The sequence below is a fragment of the Streptococcus sp. HF-2466 genome (assembly GCF_015594645.1).
GTDB classification, from domain to species: Bacteria; Bacillota; Bacilli; order Lactobacillales; family Streptococcaceae; genus Streptococcus; species Streptococcus anginosus.
In genome coordinates this window covers 1-22,971 of record NZ_JADNQU010000016.1, presented here as the reverse complement: position 1 = coordinate 22,971, position 22,971 = coordinate 1, and the positions used below count along the sequence as shown (strand labels likewise).

The 22,971-nt window shown below is 38.3% G+C and carries 18 protein-coding genes and 1 pseudogene; 5 read left to right on the top strand and 14 right to left on the bottom strand.

Annotation, left to right across the window (positions count from 1 at the left end):
* Nucleotides 1-26: 26 nt before the first annotated feature.
* From fni to gla, 8 genes are all read right to left on the bottom strand, one after another.
* Nucleotides 27-1,043, bottom strand: coding sequence for a type 2 isopentenyl-diphosphate Delta-isomerase (gene fni / locus IYQ91_RS09385; RefSeq protein ID WP_195673669.1), 1,017 nt, complete (start codon nt 1,041-1,043; stop codon nt 27-29).
* A complete protein-coding gene (locus IYQ91_RS09380) occupies nt 1,036-2,040 on the bottom strand; it encodes a phosphomevalonate kinase (RefSeq protein ID WP_195673668.1) in 1,005 nt (334 codons plus the stop codon). Before IYQ91_RS09380 ends, fni begins: the two co-directional genes overlap by 8 nt.
* The gene (gene mvaD / locus IYQ91_RS09375) at nt 2,033-2,977 is read right to left on the bottom strand and encodes a diphosphomevalonate decarboxylase (RefSeq protein ID WP_195673667.1); all 945 of its coding nucleotides are present in this window, start codon (nt 2,975-2,977) and stop codon (nt 2,033-2,035) included. The genes IYQ91_RS09380 and mvaD overlap by 8 nt, the downstream gene beginning before the upstream one ends.
* The gene (mvk, locus tag IYQ91_RS09370) at nt 2,959-3,837 is read right to left on the bottom strand and encodes a mevalonate kinase (RefSeq protein ID WP_195673666.1); all 879 of its coding nucleotides are present in this window, start codon (nt 3,835-3,837) and stop codon (nt 2,959-2,961) included. The genes mvaD and mvk overlap by 19 nt, the downstream gene beginning before the upstream one ends.
* Nucleotides 3,838-4,002: 165 nt before the next feature.
* Nucleotides 4,003-4,938 carry a serine hydrolase domain-containing protein gene (locus IYQ91_RS09365; RefSeq protein ID WP_195673665.1) on the bottom strand — a complete coding sequence of 312 codons (936 nt, stop codon included), beginning with the start codon at nt 4,936-4,938 and terminating at the stop codon, nt 4,003-4,005.
* The gene (locus tag IYQ91_RS09360; protein WP_003027094.1) at nt 4,935-5,675 is read right to left on the bottom strand and encodes a CppA N-terminal domain-containing protein; all 741 of its coding nucleotides are present in this window, start codon (nt 5,673-5,675) and stop codon (nt 4,935-4,937) included. The genes IYQ91_RS09365 and IYQ91_RS09360 overlap by 4 nt, the downstream gene beginning before the upstream one ends.
* Nucleotides 5,676-5,756: 81 nt before the next feature.
* Nucleotides 5,757-7,022, bottom strand: a complete 1,266-nt coding sequence (locus IYQ91_RS09355) for a hypothetical protein (RefSeq protein ID WP_003027096.1) — start codon at nt 7,020-7,022, stop codon at nt 5,757-5,759.
* 219 nt (nt 7,023-7,241) lie between these two features.
* Nucleotides 7,242-8,093 carry an aquaglyceroporin Gla gene (gla, locus tag IYQ91_RS09350; protein ID WP_003027099.1) on the bottom strand — a complete coding sequence of 284 codons (852 nt, stop codon included), beginning with the start codon at nt 8,091-8,093 and terminating at the stop codon, nt 7,242-7,244.
* Between the two features lie 109 nt (nt 8,094-8,202).
* Between gla and IYQ91_RS09345 the strand changes: the two genes are divergently transcribed.
* Nucleotides 8,203-10,482: a Xaa-Pro dipeptidyl-peptidase gene (locus tag IYQ91_RS09345; RefSeq protein ID WP_003027102.1), complete on the top strand. Its 2,280-nt coding sequence runs from the start codon at nt 8,203-8,205 to the stop codon at nt 10,480-10,482.
* 293 nt (nt 10,483-10,775) lie between these two features.
* On the opposite strand, the gene IYQ91_RS09340 is transcribed toward IYQ91_RS09345, so the two are convergent.
* Nucleotides 10,776-12,473, bottom strand: coding sequence for an ATP-dependent nuclease (locus IYQ91_RS09340; protein ID WP_003027106.1), 1,698 nt, complete (start codon nt 12,471-12,473; stop codon nt 10,776-10,778).
* 394 nt (nt 12,474-12,867) lie between these two features.
* On the opposite strand from IYQ91_RS09340, the gene IYQ91_RS09335 reads away from it, so the two are divergent.
* The gene (locus IYQ91_RS09335; RefSeq protein WP_003027109.1) at nt 12,868-13,167 is read left to right on the top strand and encodes a YbaB/EbfC family nucleoid-associated protein; all 300 of its coding nucleotides are present in this window, start codon (nt 12,868-12,870) and stop codon (nt 13,165-13,167) included.
* Nucleotides 13,168-13,221: 54 nt separating this feature from the next.
* Here IYQ91_RS09335 and IYQ91_RS09330 read toward each other — a convergent pair whose 3' ends face one another.
* From IYQ91_RS09330 to IYQ91_RS09320, 3 genes and pseudogenes are all read right to left on the bottom strand, one after another.
* Nucleotides 13,222-14,979 carry a glycerophosphoryl diester phosphodiesterase membrane domain-containing protein gene (locus tag IYQ91_RS09330; RefSeq protein ID WP_003027111.1) on the bottom strand — a complete coding sequence of 586 codons (1,758 nt, stop codon included), beginning with the start codon at nt 14,977-14,979 and terminating at the stop codon, nt 13,222-13,224.
* Between the two features lie 14 nt (nt 14,980-14,993).
* Nucleotides 14,994-15,807, bottom strand: a pseudogene (locus IYQ91_RS09325) (YdcF family protein).
* Between the two features lie 39 nt (nt 15,808-15,846).
* Nucleotides 15,847-16,341: a DUF536 domain-containing protein gene (locus tag IYQ91_RS09320; RefSeq protein ID WP_003027119.1), complete on the bottom strand. Its 495-nt coding sequence runs from the start codon at nt 16,339-16,341 to the stop codon at nt 15,847-15,849.
* 144 nt (nt 16,342-16,485) lie between these two features.
* Between IYQ91_RS09320 and IYQ91_RS09315 the strand changes: the two genes are divergently transcribed.
* Nucleotides 16,486-17,658 carry an NAD(P)/FAD-dependent oxidoreductase gene (locus IYQ91_RS09315; RefSeq protein ID WP_003027122.1) on the top strand — a complete coding sequence of 391 codons (1,173 nt, stop codon included), beginning with the start codon at nt 16,486-16,488 and terminating at the stop codon, nt 17,656-17,658.
* Nucleotides 17,659-17,711: 53 nt separating this feature from the next.
* Here IYQ91_RS09315 and IYQ91_RS09310 read toward each other — a convergent pair whose 3' ends face one another.
* Entirely contained in the window at nt 17,712-18,443 is a 732-nt protein-coding gene (locus tag IYQ91_RS09310) for a MerR family transcriptional regulator (RefSeq protein WP_003027124.1), read from the bottom strand.
* 550 nt (nt 18,444-18,993) lie between these two features.
* Between IYQ91_RS09310 and IYQ91_RS09305 the strand changes: the two genes are divergently transcribed.
* Complete coding sequence (locus IYQ91_RS09305) at nt 18,994-19,668, top strand: hypothetical protein (protein WP_003027129.1); 675 nt, start codon at nt 18,994-18,996, stop codon at nt 19,666-19,668.
* 12 nt (nt 19,669-19,680) lie between these two features.
* Nucleotides 19,681-20,409, top strand: a complete 729-nt coding sequence (locus IYQ91_RS09300; protein ID WP_003027132.1) for a hypothetical protein — start codon at nt 19,681-19,683, stop codon at nt 20,407-20,409.
* A 390-nt stretch (nt 20,410-20,799) separates the two neighbouring features.
* Here IYQ91_RS09300 and IYQ91_RS09295 read toward each other — a convergent pair.
* The coding region (locus IYQ91_RS09295; protein ID WP_195673664.1) for an SspB-related isopeptide-forming adhesin at nt 20,800-22,971 on the bottom strand (2,172 nt) is incomplete at its 5' end.

Genomic DNA, 22,971 nt, shown 5'->3' with positions numbered 1-22,971 from the left:
AAAAAGAATCCGATAAGTGAAAAAACTCATCGGATTTCTTTATTTAGTTGACCTTGTGCTTCTCGCAAACGTCTATACAAAAGATAAGGCACTTGTCTTAGCTCTCTCAAATTTTGGCAACCAAGTGCACACATAATCAAGCGCAAATCTTCTTTCCAACTGTTTACAATCGTGATGACTTCATCCACCGAATGCGTTTCAATCAATTCTAACATGGTGCATGAAAGTCCTACAGCCTTAGCTCCTAACACAAAAGCCTTCACCATATCAAGCGGCTGCCGTACGCCACCACTCACCAAAATATCCATTTTATCCATCATCGGCTGAGCATTTAGTAAGGCTTGGAGTGTCGATTGCCCCCAATCATTGAGATAGTCTCGATTGCCACCGCGCCTGTTTTCAATATAGGCGAAGCTCGTTCCGCCACGACCAGAAAGATCAACCGTTCGAATACCGAGGTCATAAGCAGTTTCGATCGTTGCCAAATCCATACCAAAGCCAACCTCTTTCAACACTACCGGGACTGTGCTTTGCTCAGCATAATCTTTTAAATGTGCTCGCCAAGTTTTAAAAGAGCGTTCTCCTTCTGGCATGAGCAATTCTTGCATGAGATTGACATGCACTTGCAAAAAAAGAGGATGAAGGTCTGTGATTGCCTGCTGCCCTGAGGAATACGGCTTATCCAGTCCAATATTCGTTGCAAGGAGCAGGTTGGGCTTATCTTGCTTGACAGTATATGAGTCATCTGTTGGATTATTCAAGGCAGCACTGTAAGAGCCTGTGACAAAAAGAATACCGCAAGCTTCTGCAACTTGTGCCAAGCGCTGATTGATGCCCTTCCCTTTCTCACTTCCACCTGTCATAGCATTGATGTAAAACGGAAATTCCCAATCTCTGCCTGCAAACTGCGTCGTCAAATCAATCTCGTCCAAATCATACTTAGGAAGCGAGCAATGAATAAGCTCCATGTCATCAAAACTATTATAAGGCGAATCGTACTCAAGCGCATATCTTATGTGTTCGTCTTTGCGATTTTTATTCATCCATTCCCCACCTTTCCTTATATAAAAGGTCAATTCCTGCCCCCTGCCAACGTTCCACTAAGATTTGACTATCTGTCTCGCTAAATGACAATGCTATGCCGCAGTCACCACCGCCAGCACCGCTACTCTTTGCCACACAGTCCAATCCTTGACTGGCTCTTTTTAAAGCTCTCAGTTTTTCATTGTAAATAGCGGGGCTAAGTTCCGCCAATAGGTGGCTAACCTTTTCTAGGCTTTCTTTCATAATTTCTTTCTCACCAGCAAGCAGCGCCTTCTCCAGTCGAAGAACTTCTTCTTGTGTTTGTGTTAGAAAACTGGATGAAATTGCTGATTTGACCTGATTGATAAGATCTCTAGAAATAGCTGGTTCTTTTGTCCAGCCTACAAAAAAATCAAATGTAAGTTGTGGTTGGATTCTCCGAATGACAGTTCCCCAATCCTGAGCTAATATACTTTCTAAGGGCGACTCATTGATCTGCTCCGCTATTCTTTTGCGGTCAAAAGATTGGTAATAAATCAAATCTTCATAAGCGATACAAGCCACATCTCCCATTGAGCCATTGTCCCCACGTTTAAGAAGGACATAGGCTGCCAGCTTAAAGGTTTCCTCAGCAGATAACGCCAGACCATACAAGGCCGTTATTGCTCGTATGGTTAAAACTACGACACTCCCACTAGAGCCAAGACCAAATTTTTTTCCATCTTGCTCCATTTTTCCAGTAATGGTTAAGAAAAAGGGACGTAGTGAAATGGATCGACTTTGTAAAAACTCATTCATAACAGCAACTGTATCCTGAATGAGACTGTACTCATCATCAGGTGTCAAATCCACAGTATGGTCAAACATATCTGAAAACAACTGATAACGTTCAGAAAAATGAATTTTTCCCGTCATATAAATCGGAATATTTTTCAGAATCGCGCCTTGTCCCGCTGTCAATACAGAGTATTCCCCTGCCAAATACAATTTCCCGCATGTTCTTACTGTTTTAGTCATCTGGCAATTCCTTCGTTTTAGAGACAATGAGGCGGTATTTTTCTGCAAATATCGGCACCAAATGCTCCAAATCTTCTTCCAAACACAGCACTTTTACATTTGGTCCTGCATCCATAGTGAAATAACAACGCTCTCCTTGACTGCGTAATTGTTTGATGAAGTCCATTGCTTCATAGCTTTTTTCGGTCAGGTAAGAAAACGCTGGCGTTGCTGTCTGAGTGGTAGCATGCATGGCAAGCGCATTTTTTTCTGTTAATTCTCCCACCTTAGCAAAATCATTGTTAGACAAATAAGTCAACATGGCTTTATAATCTTCTTCGGACTGTCTCACCCAATCACTAAATGTCGTGGAGGTTTCTGCACAGCGTTTCATTCCCTCACGACTTGAAATCGGCTTTTTCTGATCATACAAAACCAGCATTATCATCGCTAATTTCAAATCTGTCTTTACTGGATAAATCTCTCCGCTATCCTTGTCCCAAGCTGCAATCGGTCCATAAAAACTCCGTGAGGAAGACCCAGAAGCTAATTTTGCTTTTTGTGCTTGCTCTTTTGTGGACAAGTGCAATTCAAAAAAGTCATTACAAGCCTTAACAAGCGCAGACAAACCGCTTGAACTAGATGAAAGCCCCGCTGCTGTCGGCATATTATTTTTTGTATCAATTCGTACAAAACCAGCTCCTTGAGGACGAAAACGATCTACAATATTGCTCATTTTTTTATGTTCAGCTTGATCTTGCAGAACACCATTGATGTAAAATTCATCTGACTGGGCACTCACTGGTAAGCTAGACAGAGTTGTTTCTGTGTACATATTTTCCAAGGTCAAAGAAATACTGCTCGTTGCAGGAATTATCTTGACAGTATCTTTCTTACCCCAATATTTGATAATGGCAATATTGGCATAAGACCACACCTTTACAGACTTTCGATCCATGTGTTTACCGCTCCTTTCTCCCTCAATAAATCAGCCAAACTGACAGCCTTTTCTTTGCTCGCCACTAGAGCGATAATGCAGCCACCTAGACCACCACCACTCATTTTCGCACCAAGCGCTCCATTTTCTTGCGCTGTGGCAACAAGTCGATCGGCTTCAGGGCAACTCACGCCTAGATTTTTTAAGCTGAGGTGAGCTTCTGACATGGCTATCCCGATTCTCTCTAAATCTTTTACTTTCAAAGCTTCTTCAACTTCATTGGTTAATTTTCCAAGATGATGAAGATGTGGCAAAGCGGTCATTCCGAGTTGCTCAACTTCTTGGATAGCTTCCCGTGTATGCCCATAAATCCCTGTGTCTGCAATCACAAGATAGGCTCCAAGATTCGTCTCAAACTCTGAAAAACCAACATTTTTGATGAATTTAATAGCACGATCGCTTAAGCATGTCTTAGCATCTAAACCACTCGGATTCATGTGGGCAATCATCTCCGCTCGATTGGCTAAAATTTCCAGAGTTTCCCTATCCAACCCCTGCTCATAGTAATCAAAAACAGCTCGAATCGCAGCAATACTCACTGCCGCAGAAGAACCCATTCCGCGCTTTTCAGGCACCATTGACTCAATCTCACAGCGAATATAAGCCTCTTGCACCCCTAGAAATTCCAAAGAAGCAAAAACCGCCATAGAAAGAGTATCTTCTTCATACAAAATCCACGCATGATCTGACGGCAAAATGCGACAAGTCACTTCAATATTAGTTAAAGGTAGAGCCAAAGCAGGGTAGCCATAGACAACGGCATGCTCCCCTATCAAAATAATCTTACTATGTGCCCGACCGACACCTACTTTTTTTGTCATATTCTCTCTCTACATCACAATACTTCATCTATTATTTTAATATAATTCATAGAAAAAAGCGATCGTTAGTAGTCAATTCCTTTTATATTCCAAACTAATTTATTTCAACTTTTAAAACAGCGAAAAAGAGCAGGAAATCCAGCTCTTATCCTAACTGTCTTCATTTTACAGATTTTGTTTAATCAAATCCATAAGCTCATTGCGGTCTAAAATCCATTGTGCACGTTCGTCTTTCTCATACGTTCGGTTGGAAAGGAAGATGACCGCTTTCTGCTGTAAACGATTAAACATAATAAACGTTCCAGTATAGCCTGTGTGCTGCAACCACTCTTTGTCTAAATCCCAAGCAAGACTGCGTGTTTTTCCAATCTCCTTTGAGAAATCTTTTGTCAAAGTTGCTGCAAAGTTATCCTGTAAATAATGCTCCAAAAAGAGCTCCAAATCCCGAACTGTCGAAAACAAGCCTGCACTACCAGCATGTCTGCCCAACACATGCGCTTTGGGGTCATGTACAACTCCCTCCTTCACACCGCGAACCGTTGGCACCGCTTGCGCAACAGGTCCAAACGCTGTTTCTTTCATACCCCAAGGCTGAAAAATTTTCCGCTCAAAAATGTCACTCAAAGAAGAATGAAAAATTTCTTCTACCATAAAACCCAGCAACAAAAAATTTACATCAGTATAACGAAAATGCTTGTTATCAAGCACTTTCAAATGATTTAGCGCCTCTTTCAATTCGACCGCATTGAGTGCATCTCGATTGGGGATAAAGGGATCTAGCCCTGATGTGTGAGTAGCCAACTGACCTACCGTGACAGAATTGTCATGAAAAGCGGGATAATATTGTGTTAGCGGTGCATCTAAATCTAGTTTTTCCTCATGGAATAGAACAGCCAAAATCGTTCCGACACCCACAACCTTACTGACACTCGCTAAGTCATAGACCAGTCCTGCTTGAGTCTTCTCACCTCGCTCAGGATTGCTCTCACCAAGATAATATTCTTGCCACTCTCCACGAGTATACAAAGCTAAGCTAGCTCCAGGATAGATTTGTTGTGCTATCTGTTCTCCGACTTTTGAGAGTATCTTGCTTGAACTCATACTGCTTCAATCCAAACTTCAATTTGGCTCTCATCTTTGGTCAGGAAAAATTTGCCCGATTTAGGTATAAAATTTTCTCTTCCTTGAAATAAATCACGCAATGCTTCCACATCGAATTGCTCAACTGTAAATTTAATCATTGCCAAATCCCAAGTTTGAGTACTCTCCGTCAGCAAATCTGGTCCGCTTGCTGGTGAGAATGTTAGAATAGACTGATTTCCTAGCCATTCCTGATAAAAAGTGACTGCTTTTTCCTTATCTGGAGCATTGATATGAATCTGCTCTATAGTAAATTGACTGAGCCCAACAAAATCCTCTAGTGGCGCAAATGCTGGTGCAATCATCACTCTCTGCAAGGTTGTCCAATCTTCCTCGCTATGCAGTAAAAACGTATCTCCTTCCGGCGAAGTTGCTTCAAAAGCATAGCCATTATCACCTTGGTAAAGATAATCAACTTTGCTGCCACGCGCTAAAAGTGCTTCAATTTCTCGTGAATCGGCTACTTTAATAACAATTTTCGCTAATTTCTTAGTCCCAACAACTTTGCGAGTGCGCATACTGGGCGACTCCTCTAGCTGCAATTTTTCAACTTTTGTCTGATCTCCAAGGCTGACAAAAGCTCCTTCCTCTAGCAAATTTTTCATTCCTAAAGTTTGACAATAAAAGGCAAGATTGTTTTTTCGATTATTGATTTTTAATACTGGTATCGTATTTACAATTTTATTTGTCGAACACATAAATTCCTCCAAGCCTTTCTATTTTAAATAATTTTTGTGTATTTTACAAATATTTATGTAAAAATAGAAAAAATTGTGCTATTACTGATAAATATTTTGTGCCACTACCAGCTCATTTGCCGACTCAAATTCATATTGAAGGTAAGACTGATAAGTTCCCGGCGCAATAATCCCACGCATATCTAAAATGGCTGTTCCAGCCTGTCCGATAATGCTATCGGCTAGCAGACAACAATTAGTAGACAGGATAAAATAAGTCTTAAAACGACTTGTTTTAAACTTATATAAACGAGCATTCAACTCATGCTTCAATTTATAAGCATACGTGCGCTTACCATCTTTCAAATTCGCCGGTGGATCCCACACTTCCAACAACTCATCAATCTCAGCCAACCGTTTCTCCACAGCTAGCTTTTGCTCATCTGTCAAAGATAACCCATAACCAAACAAGGTTTTTTTGCTTTCTTCTTTGCACAAATCAATATAAGCGTCTTTATCCACTTTAAACAAAACACCGTCTCCGATCGTGCCAAACAAGCGCTCTGAAAAAACATCATAACTACCATAGGAAATAACTTTTCCTTTATAGCAAATATCAACGTGTCCAATCATCCCAAAAAGATTCTGGTCTGACGTATGGATTAGCACCTCTAAGTCAACTAGCTTTTGTTCATCTCGAATACGGCTGTAAACCTTTTGGTGTTCTCGTTTTTCGCCCTGCAAAAAACGATTAAAACGATTCAGTTGCTCTGCTGGGAAAAAGGCAGCGATAATGACAGGCAGGTTGATTCGAATACGGCGCCGAAGCTGCTTTTGTTCCACATCGGTGTTGAACATAAGACCGTCTCGAACGTTAGAAAAGCCTAGTAATATCAGATAAATACCAACAATCAAAAATTGCATCCTACCATCCGTGCTAGGAGAAAAGACAGTTGTCAGTCCAATCCCACCATAGAGCAAGGTATCAAAAAGATAACGAAAACCACCTTTTAACTTATTCTGCCGATAAAGAAGATAAGTAATGCCATAGACTGCCGCCGTACACAACTGATAGCAGCCCAATATAATAATGACAATATTGACTGGCAGATTGCTGGCACGGTTAAGAAAGCCAACAACCAGCCCCACCAAAACATGGAGGAGGGCAGAACCAAGACTGATACGATTTTTCTTCACTAAGAAACGGAAAAAAAGATTGATAACTCCTACAAATAAAAAGTAAATGACCAATAAATCTAGGGCAAATTTTGTAAAATCAACACCGTTTTCAATAATAATAACGCCAAAAATAATCGCCAAAATACCAAACAATAGAGTCCGTCTCCCACTTAATCTATCTAATTCCATTTCATCTCTCCCAAATAAAAGGTAGGAATGAGACAAAAATTGCTACTTTGCAAAAAATCCGTTTTGCTGTCTCACTCCCATTACTGTTGTTATCCTTACTCTTTAGTATAGCATTTTATCTTGGTAAGCGTCTAGTCACTTATCTATTTTTTCGCTCAATCTTATCTCTTCGTTATCAAAAAACGGCTCGTAACGAACCGTTTCTTTTTTGTTAACAACTTATCCATAAATTATCTTGTAAAGTGCTACTGCAGCAATACCGGCAAGAATTGGAGATACGACTGGCACCCAAGCATACCACCATTTTGAATCTCCTTTGTGCTCACCAAGAACTGATTTTGGAAGAAGGAAATGAAGAATACGTGGACCTAAGTCACGTGCAGGGTTTAGACCTGGACCTGTAGGACCACCAAGTGATGTTACCAATGCCATGACAAGGAAACCAAGTGCTAAATGGGCAACAGCAAGTCCGGCATTGATGTGAGAACCAATTGCAACTTTTCCTTGAATTTGAGTAGCATCCACTCCACGAGTAGCAGCATATTTAACAACTTCTGCACCAAAATAGTTTTTGGTCATCGCCATTGCTGCAAAGAACAAGATAAATGAACCAATAAATTCATTGACAAAGCCATTTATCATAGAAGCAGCATGTGATTTCTTGCTTCCGTCATCCGTATTTACAATAGTTGAGAATGATCCCAAAATCGCATTAGAATTTGTTGTTTGCAAATAGTAAGGGCGGTGACTTGCTACTACTAACGCTTGTCCAAATATCGCTCCCAATAATTGTGCAATAATGTAAGGCGCAACTTGTGCCCAAGGGAAGTATCCGCTAATCGCAAGTCCTAGTGTGAATGCAGGATTGATATGATTCCCTGATACATTTCCAAACATAAGAGCAGGAATCATAACCCCCATACCATAACCAACTGCAATCACCAACCAGCCACTTTGATGACCCTTTGTTCCCTTTAATTCAACGTTGGCAACAGCCCCGTTCCCCAAAATAATGAGAATTGCCGTTCCAAGAAATTCTGTGATATATTTCACAGTCCATGTGACATCCATTTTTATTCTCCTCTTTAATTAAAAAAATTTTAGACAAATCCTATTTTATCAGTTACAATGGATAATGTAAAGGTTATTTTTTGACAAAGTGTAAAAAAGGAGTAAAAATATGCGCTATAATCAGTATAGTTATACACCAGAAACAAACAAAAAAATGCTGGCTGAAATGGAAAGCATTGGATTTTCTTTCCACCCAGAGTATTCTGATAAAGAAAATTTAGAGACTTTTGTACGTAGAACTTTTTTTAATTATAAAAATACAGACTATGCTTTAAAGTCTTTGGTTGCCAATTCAAATACAGACTTACTCAGCTTTTTTACGTCCAATCAGGAATTAACAGCAGAGATTTTTTATACCATTATTTTTCAATTGCTGGGATTTGTGCCCTTTGTTGACTTTGACGATGTAGAAACATTCCGCAAGGACGTAAACTTTCCCATTACCTATGGAAATTTGCTCGAAAACCTCTATCAATTGCTCAACACACGCACCAAAAACGGCAATCTCTTGATTGATAAGTTGGTAAGCGAAGGCTTGATCCCTGAAGACAATACCTACCACTATTTCAATGGTAAAAGTCTTGCGACCTTTACTAGCCATAATGCTATCCGCGAAGTGGTCTATGTGGAATCGCGCGTGGATACCGACGAAGATGGGCTGCCTGATTTGATTAAGGTCAGCATCATTCGTCCTCATTTTGATGGACAAATTCCTGCTGTCATGACTGCTAGCCCTTATCACCAAGGAACCAACGACAAAGCCAGCGACAAAGCACTTTATAACATGAATGTGAATTTGGTTAAAAAAGAGGCCGGAAAAATCACCGTCCATGACTCTGAAGTTTGCTTGGTTGAACCACAAGGTCAAGCAGTATTGGTGGAGCAAGCAGAAGAAACACTCGGTCATATTGGAACTTATACACTCAATGACTACCTTCTTCCTCGTGGTTTTGCTAATTTATATGTATCAGGTGTGGGAACCAAGGACTCTGAGGGGCTTATGACGAGCGGAGATTATTATCAAATTGAAGCCTATAAAAACGTTATTGATTGGTTAAATGGTCGCTGTCGTGCTTTCACAGACCATACCAGACAACGAGAAATCAAAGCCACTTGGTCCAATGGAAAGGTTGTTACAACAGGAATCTCTTACCTCGGAACTCTGTCAAATGGGCTAGCTACAACTGGCGTAGATGGTCTTGAGGTCATTATTGCTGAAGCTGGAATTTCTTCTTGGTACAATTACTATCGTGAAAATGGCTTAGTGACAAGCCCCGGCGGCTATCCTGGTGAAGATTTTGACTCTTTGACAGAATTAACTTACTCACGCAATCTTCTAGCGGGCGAACGTCTTCGTCACAATGCCGAGTATCAAAAGAGCCTCAAAACATTAAAAGCAAATTTGGAGCGCGAAACGGGTGATTATAATCAATTTTGGCATGACCGCAACTATCTGATTCACGCACACAAGGTCAAAGCCGAAGTCGTCTTCACTCATGGCTCCCAAGACTGGAATGTCAAGCCACTCAATGTGTACAATCTGTTCCACGCGCTACCAGAACAGATCAAGAAACATCTGTTTTTCCACAACGGCGCTCACGTTTACATGAACAATTGGCAATCCATTGACTTTCGTGAATCTATGAATGCACTTCTCAGCAAGAAACTGCTGGGCTACAATTCCCACTTTGAATTGCCGACTGTGATCTGGCAAGACAATAGTCAAGCACAAAGCTGGTTGTCACTAAAGAATTTCGACAATCAAGAGCACTACACTCATTTCAATCTAGGTAGTACTACTCAAGATATTCAAAATGCTTACTCTGAGACGGACTACAAGCGTTTCAGCAAGACCTATCAAACCTTCAAAAATGAACTCTTTGATGGAAAAGTCAATCAAGTGACCGTTGACTTCACCTTAGAAAAAGACCTTTTCCTTAACGGTCCCGCTAAGCTCAATCTGCGCCTAAAATCCAGTACCGATAAAGGCTTGATTTCTGCACAGCTATTAGATCTTGGACAAGCTAAACGCCTCACCCCAATTCCTGGCGTCCTTGCACCAAAAGTCATGGACAATGGTCGCTTTTATATGCTGGATCATTTAATGGAATTACCTTTCAAAGAGACACCTCACCGCGTCATCACCAAAGGATTTCTCAATCTGCAAAACCGCAACGATTTGCTAACAGTTGAAGAAGTCACACCAGACCAATGGTTAGAATTTTCTTTTGAATTGCAGCCAACCATTTACAAAATGAAAACAGGCGATACACTTCGCCTTGTCCTCTACATAACCGACTTTGAGCATACCGTCCGTGATAATACCGATTATCATTTGACCATTGACCTAGCAAACTCTAGCTTAGATGTGCCAGATATGATAAAATAAGATAATAACTATCGAATTTTAAGGAGAACCCAAACAATGATGAACATGCAAGACTTGTTCCACGATTTTCTAAGTCTGATAATCGTCAGAAATGTTGATTTAAGTCCTTTCTTAATTTACTAAATCAAACTAAAATCACTTAAATCAATACTAATAAGACAAAAAATAGACAACGGCAGTATCTTCTTGATAATTCAAAAACCGCTTTACTTGTAATGAAGTAAAACGGTTTTTATTTTGTTAAATTATTTGCCAATTATAACTGATATGTCTTGGAGGGCAATCTTTTATTGCTATTGGATAAAAACAGTTCTAATGAATTTCCTTGCTTCGTCATAAACATCTGTACTAATATCTGCATAATTCGTAAATACTTTTTCAACCCAAGTATTCCCGTGACCGCTTACCTCTGGCACGAATCTCTCTATTTCTCCGCACTCTAGAATAAAAATATTATAGTCTATTAAGAATTCTTTTATTTCATTGAATAAAGCCATACAATCTCCCTGCGGAATGATATTTTTTCCACCAGATTTTAAAAGTTTCAAACTGCTGATATCTCTTAATATTGTTTTTATCCGCTCTGCTACTTTCGTAGACATATACATCTCATCATCAAACACTTCATTAATTTCTGTTTTTATCCGCTCTTGAGTTTTGACTTGAGAATCTATTTCTCTTTCAAAATTCTCTAAAAATTGCTTATGTTGCTTTTCTATCCTTTTATAACACTGAAGTTCGATTGAATTTAACAGTTGTTTCAAGCTATCTATATTATTTATCAAATCAATATCAGCAATAATCTTATAATTAATATTTAGTCTCTTTAATAAAGGTACTATTTTTTTAAACTGCTCCTTTCCTCCAACTGCACAAAATAATGTATTTTGATAAGTTGTTAAATCTTCATATTCCAATATTGCAGAATAAAACTTACAATCACTTTCGTTCTCACACAATACAACCTGATTATAAAATAACCCATTGAGAATATTTGTATACTTCAAATTTTTATCACTGGAAATATTACTGATGCTATCATTGTTAACCAAGTTAAATGTATTATTGTTATCATATCTATCTATTTTTATTATTTTCACCCTTGAAGAAGCCTCTTCTAGAACACCTCTAATAAAATCAATATTATGTGTCGAAATAAATAATTGTTTACCTTCAGACAACCTAACTATATTTTTTCCCAGCACCCTTGCTTGAGGCGGATGCAAAAAAGTTTCAGGTTCATCAATTAAGAATAATGAATGTTCATTCACAATAATAGATGCTAAAACTGCAACTGCATTTCTTATCCCATCTCCTTGGTTATGTAAATCTTCAAATTGTTTCAATTTATTTAAGTTATCACGTTTATTAGATTTAATAACATTACAAATCTCAATACTTTCACCAATTTTATATTTTTTTGTCATATTACCATCTAGGTAGTCTTCATGTACTTCAACAGATTTTTGAAAACCTGAATCTAAAGCTTGGTTTAATTTGCTAATTGACTCCGAATCAATATCAAGTTTTCTCATAATATTTAAATTTTGATTATCAACAATTGAATTAAATTTAATTGGTCTTGTAAGACCTAAACGGTTTTCAGTTGATAAAAATGAAAATAATGCTTTATAAAACTGTTTTTCATCCAAAATATTAGTAAAGTTAAAATCATTAAAAGAATGGTAGACATTTTCTTCTATCATCACATTATAACTACCATGACTATCCTTAACATAATTTCTCTCAAAATAATCTCTCAATTGTTCTTCAGAAAATCCCGTTGTTTCATAAGTGACTTCTTTAACTAACACTTTGATTTTTGATGTGTCATTCAAATCTTCTCTCAAATCTTTTAATGTACGGCTTTTACCCACATTATTGGGACCAACTAATAATACTATATCGTCTTTATTAAATTTCCATTTATTTCCATCATTAAATGTAATTTCTTTAATAACAACAGATGAATTATCGTTATTTTTCTTCATAATAAATCCTTCCTTTGAAAAATTAACTATAAACTATATATTCACCAAAGATCTAAATTTTAAAAAAGTAAAAGATAAAAATAATAAATTTCTCAAACCTCTCAATGATCTCTGTCCACTCGAATTGTATCTTCTTGATTTTCTAAATTATTATTCATAAGTGTATTTTAAACCTTTCTCTGCTTCTGCTCTATTTCCTCACATTTTTAAAATAAATTTCTTAACTTGAATCAAAAAACTTGAAAAAGTCATATCTTTGTTTTTAGCTAATTTCATCATCTCATCAGTTCAATGATACTAGAAAACAAATTATTTTACAATCAATTACAATTTTGCTATCATCCGAAAACATGTTATAATAAAAGAGCAATTATAATTAAGGAGAACCAAAACAATGATGAATATGCAATCGATGATGAAACAAGCACAAAAATTGCAAAAACAAATGGAAAAAGGGCAAGCCGAGCTTGCGGCGACAGAATTTGTTGGCAAATCCGCTCAAGATCTCGTGGTCGCAACTCTTACAGGTGACAAAAAAGTCGTCAAAATCGACTTCCAAGAAGCTGTTGTCGACCCAGAAGACTTAGAAACTTTATCTGACATGACAACCCAAGCTATCAACGCTGCCCTCGTAGAAATTGATGCCGCAACTAAGAAAAAATTAGGTGCCTTTGCAGGCAAAATGCCGTTTTAAAACAAATCTCAAAAAACTCACCCCCTCCTAGTTCATTGCTAAGAGGGGGCTATTTTATGTAAAATTAAAGAAATCAAAGGCTTTATTAAGGAGTAAGTCTGTATATTTTGGATTGTCTTTCAGCTCTTTAATGGAACTTTGCACCAGTTGAACATCATCCGTTATGATACCGTCAACATTCAAGCGGAAAGATTTTGCAATGCTGTTTACATCGTTGACCGTCCAATCATAGAGCAATTTATCTGCTTGCCACAACTTAGAAACAAAGTTTTCATCTAGTGTGGAGTATTCCATAGTATAACCACTAGCTTTGGTTCGTGGGAAGATTGTATTATAAGGCAGGATAAAAAAGCTTTTAATGCTAGCATCGTATTTCACAACCTTTTCAATCACGCGATAGTCCAATGAGTGCATTTGATGACCGTACTTTTTAATCGTTGGGCCATATTTTTTCAAAAAGCGCTCCATCATATCCGAAGAATCTTTTTTGCTGGTTTTGATTTCAATGAGCAACCGCTGCCCCAATTCGTTGGCACGGTTGAGATACGCATCAAAACTGGAAATTTTTGTCCGATAGCCATTTTCTGAAACATCTAAATCAGTTAGTTCTGCCAAGGTCAACTCCCGTGGACTTGCATTGACACCTGCCAAATTTAAAAGATTAGCATCGTGCATCATGACAAATTGACCATCTTTTGTCTCTTGCACATCCATTTCTATGTAATCTGGCTTCAGCAAAGCGGTCTTTTCCAATGACTGAATCGTATTTTGTACACCATTTTCCTGCGACACTCCTCGGTGAGAAATCGTAACAGGAACCGTTTCCAATGGAAAAATGAGATACATATAACCTTCCACAGCAAAGAATACAGAAGCAATGGAAATCACAAGCCAGCGCAAAACGCGATCGAACTTCCGCCGCGGACAATCCGCCAAACCTTGCTCAGTCAGAAAAGAAACAAATTTAATCAAGAAATAGCTCAACATCAGATAGTGAGCATTCTTCAGCAACACATAATTCATCACACCAGCAATCGTTGCCACTTGATTGGAATGACCGTCTGCAACATGCTGTAAAAGAAAGAGAGGAAGAGCCATTCCAAAAAAGAAAAGAAAAGTCTTGGTCACAATCCAAAACAACTGCCAAGAATAAAAGAAAGTTCGTTTTTTGGTCTTTTCTAAGCTGAACCGCACCGCTTCTCTTACGGAAGAATTTTCAAAAAAGATTTTGGGCAAGGCAAACATCAGCTTGACCGCAATCAATAACATCAGCCATACAAGTAGGGGCAGGACGACAGCACCCCAAAAATACGTCTCTTTCAAATAAGTTAAGATAAAATTTGGAACTAAAATCTTGTTTAGGTAGTAAATTTTGAGGATTTTTCGGAGAAAAGGAAAGAGCAGAGCGATGTAGAGCAAGACAAACAAGATTTTACTAGGACGTGCCTGCTTTAAGGTGAGCAAACTGTCTGCCATGGTCTTCTTGGTAAACTTCAAAAGGGTTCGCTTGTCTTGAGTCAATAGATTGTGCGCTCCTAAAAAAAGAAGTGTGATTTGAACATAAGCGACCAACAGATTGGCTAAAAACAAGAGGATCAAAGCCAGAGTAACTAGAGGATGACTAGACAACACTCCAACTACATTGTTATACGACAGAAATTGATAACCCGTCTGACGAAGCAAAGTACCTGCCGCCCACGAATTAAAAGGCAACCAAGCATATTCTGTTATCATAAAAATAATAAAAAACAAAAATAGAATTTTATCAAGATTTTGATAGAGTTTTTGAAAACCTAAACGCTGTTGTTTCATCATTCTCCTTTAATTTATTTTTCATCAACTGAAGCATAGAGAGGATTTGCTAGACGGATTAAGTCAGCATAATCTTGTTTTAATGCTTCAAAAACTATTCTGACCTCTGTCGGAATCTCCACATGCGCAATGTAGTTCTTTCCTTTTGGCCCGTATCCAGCTGCATTGTCTGTTAAACGGGGAATTTCTCCCATTAACAAACTGATATAACGCTCCATTTCCCACATGCCATGAATCTGCTGTTTAAAACCGAACTGTCCTTCTTTTACTACCACTTCCGCATGATATGCAGCAAAATTGATAATTTTCTTTTCCTTAGAGAGGTGCTTTCTAAGCCCTGCGTTCATACGTGCTTGCATGGTTGCATCTTGACAAAGAATAATAGATTGAAAATTAATCTTTTCGTGCTCCAACAAATCCAATAAATAAGTGATGTTGTTCCCACAATTGGTTGAGTGACATTCCAGATAATCAGCCGTTACATTATACTTTTCTTTCAAGTAAGCATTGAAAATTTCTGCCTCTGACAAAGTTTGTGTTTCTATTTTCGGATACTCTTTAGCGACTACTTGGGCGCAAAGTATCAGTCGTATGCCCCGCACCACCAACAATCACATAAATCTTTGCGATATTCGCGAATATAGCCTGCGCTAGAATATCTCCACCCACTAGAATACTTCCACCAAACAGCACCCTGACATCAGCCTGTTTTAGGCTATATTTATCTTCTAAAGCTTTCTGTGTTAATTCTGGTAAATCTCGCTTCCCGCAAAAAGAAGCAAGAATATTGATATTTTTTGTGACTTTTTCTTTCATCACATCTTTCATTCTATAAAAAAATCTCAGTTTCTTCAACCGAGATTCTCTCTATCGTCCAAACAATCTTGCAAAAAAACCTTTCTGCTCTTGTGCTTGCACTTTTTCTTTAGCTTCGTCCAATTCTAATAGCAAAGTTTCACGCTCACTCATGGCCTTAGCAGTCAATTGCTGCTGCTGGTCTAATTGCTTGTCTTTTTCAGCAATTTGCACATCTTTCACGCGCAATTGCTCATCTTTTTTAGCTAATTGAGCATCTTTTGCTTTTAACTGGTCATACAAACGCACAATTTCTGCATTTTTCTCATCTACCAAAATTTCCATGAGCTCACGTTGCTTGACATCTTCGCTGACCGGTTCATCTTCAAAAATCGTCTTTTTGTAAATTTCTTCCAGCTTTATCAAACCGCTGCGCGTCACAACGGTGACCCCTTTTTCATTCTTGTCGGTATCTTCGGGCGCAAGAGTTTTGACCCGATTGTTCATCGCCTGACGGCTAATCCCTAAAATCTCGGCTAGCTCGCTGACTGTCTTTTCAATTGCCATAATTTCCTCTGAAACTTTTTCTAGATATATACCTAAATCTTATCATATCAAGGCTTAACTGTCAAATTCGCTCTGGATTTCAAGGAATTTCATCACATTTATGATACAATAAATTTGACATATTCATTTAAAGAAAGAAGCACAATGAACCATTTTGATACAATCGTGATAGGCGGAGGACCAGCTGGTATGATGGCTGCTATTTCCAGCTCCTTTCATGGACAAAAGACACTGCTCTTAGAAAAAAATAAACGCTTGGGTAAGAAGCTCGCTGGAACTGGTGGCGGACGCTGCAATGTGACGAATAACGGCACTTTAGAGGATTTATTAGCTGGCATACCAGGAAATGGGCGCTTTCTCTACAGCGTCTTTTCCCAGTTTGACAATCATGACATTATGAATTTTTTCACTGACAATGGTGTTGCACTCAAAGTAGAGGATCACGGGCGCGTTTTCCCAACAACAGACAAATCTTTTACAATTATTGAAGCATTAGAACGGAAAATGAAGGAGCTAGGCGTCACCATCATGACCCAGACGGAAGTAGTTTCTGTAAAGAAAAATGCGGATTGCTTTATCATCAAGTCAAGTGAGCGCATTTGGAGCTGCGATCGATTGATTGTCACAACAGGTGGAAAATCTTATCCTTCAACTGGCTCTACTGGCTTTGGCTATGAGATTGCGCGCCATTTCAACCATACAATAACAGAGTTAGAAGCTGCAGAAAGCCCACTTTTGACAGATTTTCCACACAAGGCTTTACAGGGGATTTCATTAGCCAACGTCACCCTCCGTTATAATAAATACATCATTACCCACGACTTGCTCTTTACCCACTTCGGCTTGTCAGGTCCTGCCGCATTGCGGCTCTCCAGTTTCCTCAAAGGCGGTGAAACCATTTATTTAGATGTCTTACCACAGTTTTCTGCGGAAGATTTGGCAACATTTTTAGAAAATAACCGAGAAAAATCGCTCAAAAATAGTCTCAAACAATTACTTCCTGAACGTCTGGCAGAGTTTTTCGCGCAGCCATTCCCTGAAAAAGGCAAACAATTGACTGGAAAAGAAAAAGAAGAGCTCATTCAACAGCTCAAAGCTCTACCAATTCCTATTACCGGCAAAATGTCTCTAGCTAAATCTTTTGTGACCAAAGGCGGTGTCAATCTTAAGGAAATCAATCCCAAGACTTTAGAAAGCAAACTAGTTTCTGGGCTTTATTTTGCTGGCGAAGTGCTGGATATCAATGCTCATACTGGTGGATTTAATATTACAGTCGCTCTCTGTACTGGATGGGTCGCCGGAAGTGTGGAATACTAAAAATAGAGCAGATGCTACCATGCAGAACACTAGCATTTGCCCTATTTTTTATTTTATTTGTGAACGTATGCTTGAATAACATCTGCTGCATATTGCGCTGTTCCAACTCCAAATTGGTCAATATTTTTCTTAAATTCAGGATTTGCCACATAGCCTTTTCCGATAAAAGCGAAAACTTCCAGAGAACAATCAAAGGCATAGGTATTCATTGCTTGAAATAACTGCTCGGCTTCTGATAAATTCTCTTGTGCCTCCACAGCTAGACCTTTTTGCATATTGTTAGCTAGATTGCTAAAAACTTTGTTAAATACTTCCGTCACCTCAGTTTCTTTGCCAACTTGTCGTGCACGAGACTCGTCCATTACTTCTTGACCGTATGTTTCAACCGCTTGATGATAATAATTTGCATGCTCATCGTAGGTAAATCCAACAAATTTTTCTTGTGTCGTCATTTTTCTTTCTCCTTTTTGAGCTTGAATTGTCTTTTGTAAGGTGGAAATCAAGGTATCCAAATGTTCCCTTTCCTGCTGCAAAAACTGCAGTTGCTTGTTCAAGTGAGGCAATAATTCCTGCCCTTCATGACCTAGCAGCTCTGCTATTTTCTTTAAAGAAAATCCAAGATATTTGTAAAATAAAATAATTTGCAGGCGCTCTAAATCTGCTTCACTATAAAGGCGATATCCGTTTTCAGACTTTTGCGGCACAAGCAAACCTATTTTATCATAGTGATGCAGTGTTTTGACAGAAACACCTGAAAGCTGCGCAGCTTCTTTGATTTGATACATCATTTCCTCCTTACAAATCTCATTATAAACCCTCCACTTAGGTCAAAGTCAATACTTTTTTAAAAATATTTTCCTCCCAATATAGTTATCACAAAGTACGACCTTGCTTTGCGCAAAAATCGCTAACGTTGCTTGCAAAGCAAATCTCAACACCATTCGCTTTTCAAGTGCGAAAGAGCATCTAATCACCCCTGCGGGGAGTGAGACTACCAACTCCCATTATACCTGGGAAACTCTAAGTGGATTAAAGGCAACAGAGATTTTCCAAACTACCACACTTTGTAATGATAACTACATAAACAAAAGCAGCTAAAAGCTCTTTTGTTCCAGCTGCCTCTATTAGCTACATCTTCTTTCACTTGTTGCAACTGCATCTCAAAACGAAAGAAAACATAGAAATAATAAGGATTTTCGCTTGTAGAATATCTGAATTTTATTGTATTATTTGTGAAATTTTGGTAATATATATATAATAATACAAAAGTACTTGTATGAGGAAAGTTAGTGTCTGGCTATCCTTAAAAATAAACAAAGAATAGAAAGGATTAAAATGTCAAAAAAGAAAAAAGACACACCGTTAGTCTTTCTAGTCTTGCTGAAGTGGTTAGCTGAACTGATTTATTTCGTAGGAATTGTGTTCGTTGCCGGCACAGCTCTCCTACTCTTAACATATAATATTCTCAATATACCGCTAGACTATATCCACATTGCAGCTTTAATTGCTTCTTTCATCTACATATTGGTTGGATTTTTAGTGGCAAATAGTTCCGAAGACATCGTAATCGCCAGCAATTATTTTAAAATCCTATCCGCGCTTGGTTACTTAGCAGTCATTAGCTACTTTGACAATCAACTATTTGATTATTTAAAAAATCCAGTCGTTGATATCTGCTTAGCCATACCATTTTTGATTGCCATTATTTATAAAAAATTTTATAGAAAAATGATTTACCGTGCTGTCTTTAAAAAACATCACTCTGTCTCTTTTTACAGTGAGTATTCAAATATTGAAGAGATAAAAGACTCGATGTTAGAAGCTGTCCGTGAAGCAGTCAAGGACGGTCACAAAGAAAATGTAGAAGTTGTCGGAAAAAATTTTAGGCAAGATGCAAAAGGAAATATCATCGGTATTTTCAAAATTTCACTAGCTCGTAAATTATTTAAAATCACTCAGCCAAAACTAATGCTGATCACCTTAAACTTTAATATCAATAATAATGAATAGGAGTCTACAATCATGTCAGAAATAGATAAACCCGTTTTAACACTAGAGCAAGATCGCTTCTTAAAAAACAAATCATTTGATACTTACAAAAAGAAACTTGAAGTGCTATCAAGAGCTTATAGCGCTAATGCCATGAAAACGATCAATGGCTTCTCATTAGATTCAGAAGAACAATACAAAGCACTGTTTGAAGCTGTATTTTCAGGTGTTTGGGACGTTGATACCGGCATGCGTTATGTCAACGTTACAGAAATCATTGGCGTATCTAGTTTCTTGGCTGGACAAAAAGATGAAAACGGCTACTATGTCCGTAATTCTAACGGTGAGATTGTCTGGGACGTTGTAGACATTGACGAAGCTGAACTTTTCACAGACGAGCAAATCGCAACCATTGTTCCAAAAGAATATCGTGGAAAAGCATTTGTCATTCGAGAGCTAGATGCACGCAAAGAATGGGGAGAAAAGCAACCTTCAGAAGACATTTCTGAAGAGGTACAGCCCGTTGTTGAAGAGGCAGTCGTTGATGTAAAGACAGAACCAGAACCAGAACCTGAGCCCGCACCAATTGTCCAACCAGCACCTACCGCTGAAACGAAGGTTAAACAACAAAAACCTATCGTAAAACCAGACCCAGTAGTAAAGCCACGTCCCATGACAAAATCTGAAAGACAACAACAAAAAAAAGATTACACAAAAGAATCCATTAAAATTATCAATGCAACCATTGACAGCCTCGGATAGTAACAATTTTCAATAATATTAAAAAGTTTGAGACAAAAAGATTTCAATTTTTAAAAATAAAATTCTTAATTATTAAGCCCTTCAAATCTATAATTAAATGCGAAAAGCGAACAAAGCAGAATTCTGATTACCAGAAAACTAGTTTTGTTCGCTTTTTATATTTGGGGTCGGACTTTTGTCCCAGCCTCTTTTGTCCTCCTTTCAATCTGAAAAGGATTGACTTAAATTTTAAAATAGATGCAAAATGAAACATTTTTGACTTATTGATCATATATCCAAATACACAATCAACAACGACATTATTATATTATAACAAAGAGGTTGAGACTCGGTCTCAACCTCTTTTTGTCGCTATGCCTAGCAAGAGTTAGGATAATCATCGTTAGGGACTTATTCTTCCTCTTTACGTTTCTTGAAGCCAAGCATTGACAATGCTGTAGCAGCAAACGCTAATCCTACCAATGCTGCACCATCATTTGTAGCTTCACCTGTTGAAGGCAAGGTTACTTGTGGAGTTACAGGTTGTTTTGGAGTAGTTGGCACTACTGGAGTAGGTGTTGGTGTAGGAGGTGTTTGCGGTTTTTCAGGTGTCTTAGGAGTTTCTGGCGGTGTTTGTGGTTTGTCAGGAGTCTTAGGCTTGTCTGGCGTTACCACTGTTACCGTATTAGAATTTCTTTCAACACCATTGATAATTTCAGTAAAGGTATTCTTCACAGTACCATAGTCAAGTTGTTTCACTTGCATGTAACCTGTAGCTTGGAATTCACTATTATCTGAAATACTGTTCAAGAAGGCGCTAGAGAATGAGTACACAACCGTTCTTGTCTTATGATCAACAGTTTGGTTGACAAACTTCGTCAAATCTGTACCCTTGGCAATCTTTTGACCATTCTTAAGAAGAATATCTGTCTTCGCAAACCATTTGTAAACACCGTTGTATTCTACTAATGGAGAGTAAGTGTCCTTCACTTCCATCTTTTCAATCGCTTGACCACGGTTAGCTGGCAAGTAAGAGGTTTCCAATTCAAAGTTGTAAACTTGTCCAACCTTAACTGTCTTACCACTCAATGAATTCTGGTCTTTTTGACCATCTTCAACAGTTGCTACAACATCTTTCTTCGGATTGATCTTCGGAATGTTGTTGGTTACAAGGTTTGTATCATGGATACCAGTAAAATCAATTTGATAAGCTTTGTTATCGTACTTGCTAGCATCCTTGATGTCTTTCTTAACCGTTGTTGGGAAGATCAGTTTGAGGTTGATACCTTTCAAGACATAGTTGTTTGTGTAAGCAACTGGATCGTCTGAAGTGGTTACGGCAAATTCACCATCGATTTGCAATCCTTTTGCCTTGATGTAATCTTGAACTTTTTGTGGAGCTTCTGCTAGAGATTTGTAAATCTTGGTTGTGAAGCCACTTTGTACCTTACCGTCTTCTGTTGTTACACGAACACCAGCCAAGTTAGGAGTGACATACTTACCAGAGTATTTTTCAACCAACATCAAGCCAGCTTGCTTGTCTTTTTCGGTTACGCCTGTAAGACCTTTGTATTGGTCGTTGTCGATGTTGATAGTGTAGATTTCTGTTGAACCAGCCAACATTGTCTTACCATTGACATCTTCACCTTTGGCATTTGTACCTTTCTTAGTCGGCTCTGCTTTCACTTCCTTGTAGACATAAGTAACTTCGGTAACGCCTTTTGTAACTTTACCTTTTTCATTACCTTTTGTCTTTTCAGGAACAAGGTTGTACACTTTATCACCAGACTTAATCGCTGTCGTCTTGTGGTCTGTTGTATCGTAGTTTTCACCAACCTTAGAATGAGAAGTATCCGTTACATCTTCTTTAATTTTCTTACCAGATTCATCTACATAGTGAACCACAACATCACCATAATCTTGAGGTGAGTCTACTGTTACCGTATTAGAATCACGTTCAACATTGTTGATAATTTCAGTAAAGGTGTTCTTCACGGTACCAGTATTCAGTTGTTTCACTTGCATGTAACCTGTAGCTTGGAATTCACTATTATCTGAAATCTTGCTCAAGAAGTCACTAGAGAATGAATACACAACTGTTCTTGACTTGTGATCAATCGTTTGGCTGACATATTGCGTCAAGTCAGTACCTTTAGCTAATCTTGTACCGTCTTTCAAGAGAAGGTCTGTCTTCGCAAACCATTTGTGAACACCGTTGTATTCTACTAATGGAGAGTAAGTGTCCTTCACTTCCATCTTTTCAATCGCTTGACCACGGTTAGCTGGCAAGTAAGAGGTTTCCAATTCAAAGTTGTAAACTTGTCCAACCTTAACTGTCTTACCACTCAATGAATTCTGGTCTTTTTGACCATCTTCAACAGTTGCTACAACATCTTTCTTCGGATTGATCTTCGGAATGTTGTTGGTTACAAGGTTTGTATCATGGATACCAGTAAAATCAATTTGATAAGCTTTGTTATCGTACTTGCTAGCATCCTTGATGTCTTTCTTAACCGTTGTTGGGAAGATCAGTTTGAGGTTGATACCTTTCAAGACATAGTTGTTTGTGTAAGCAACTGGATC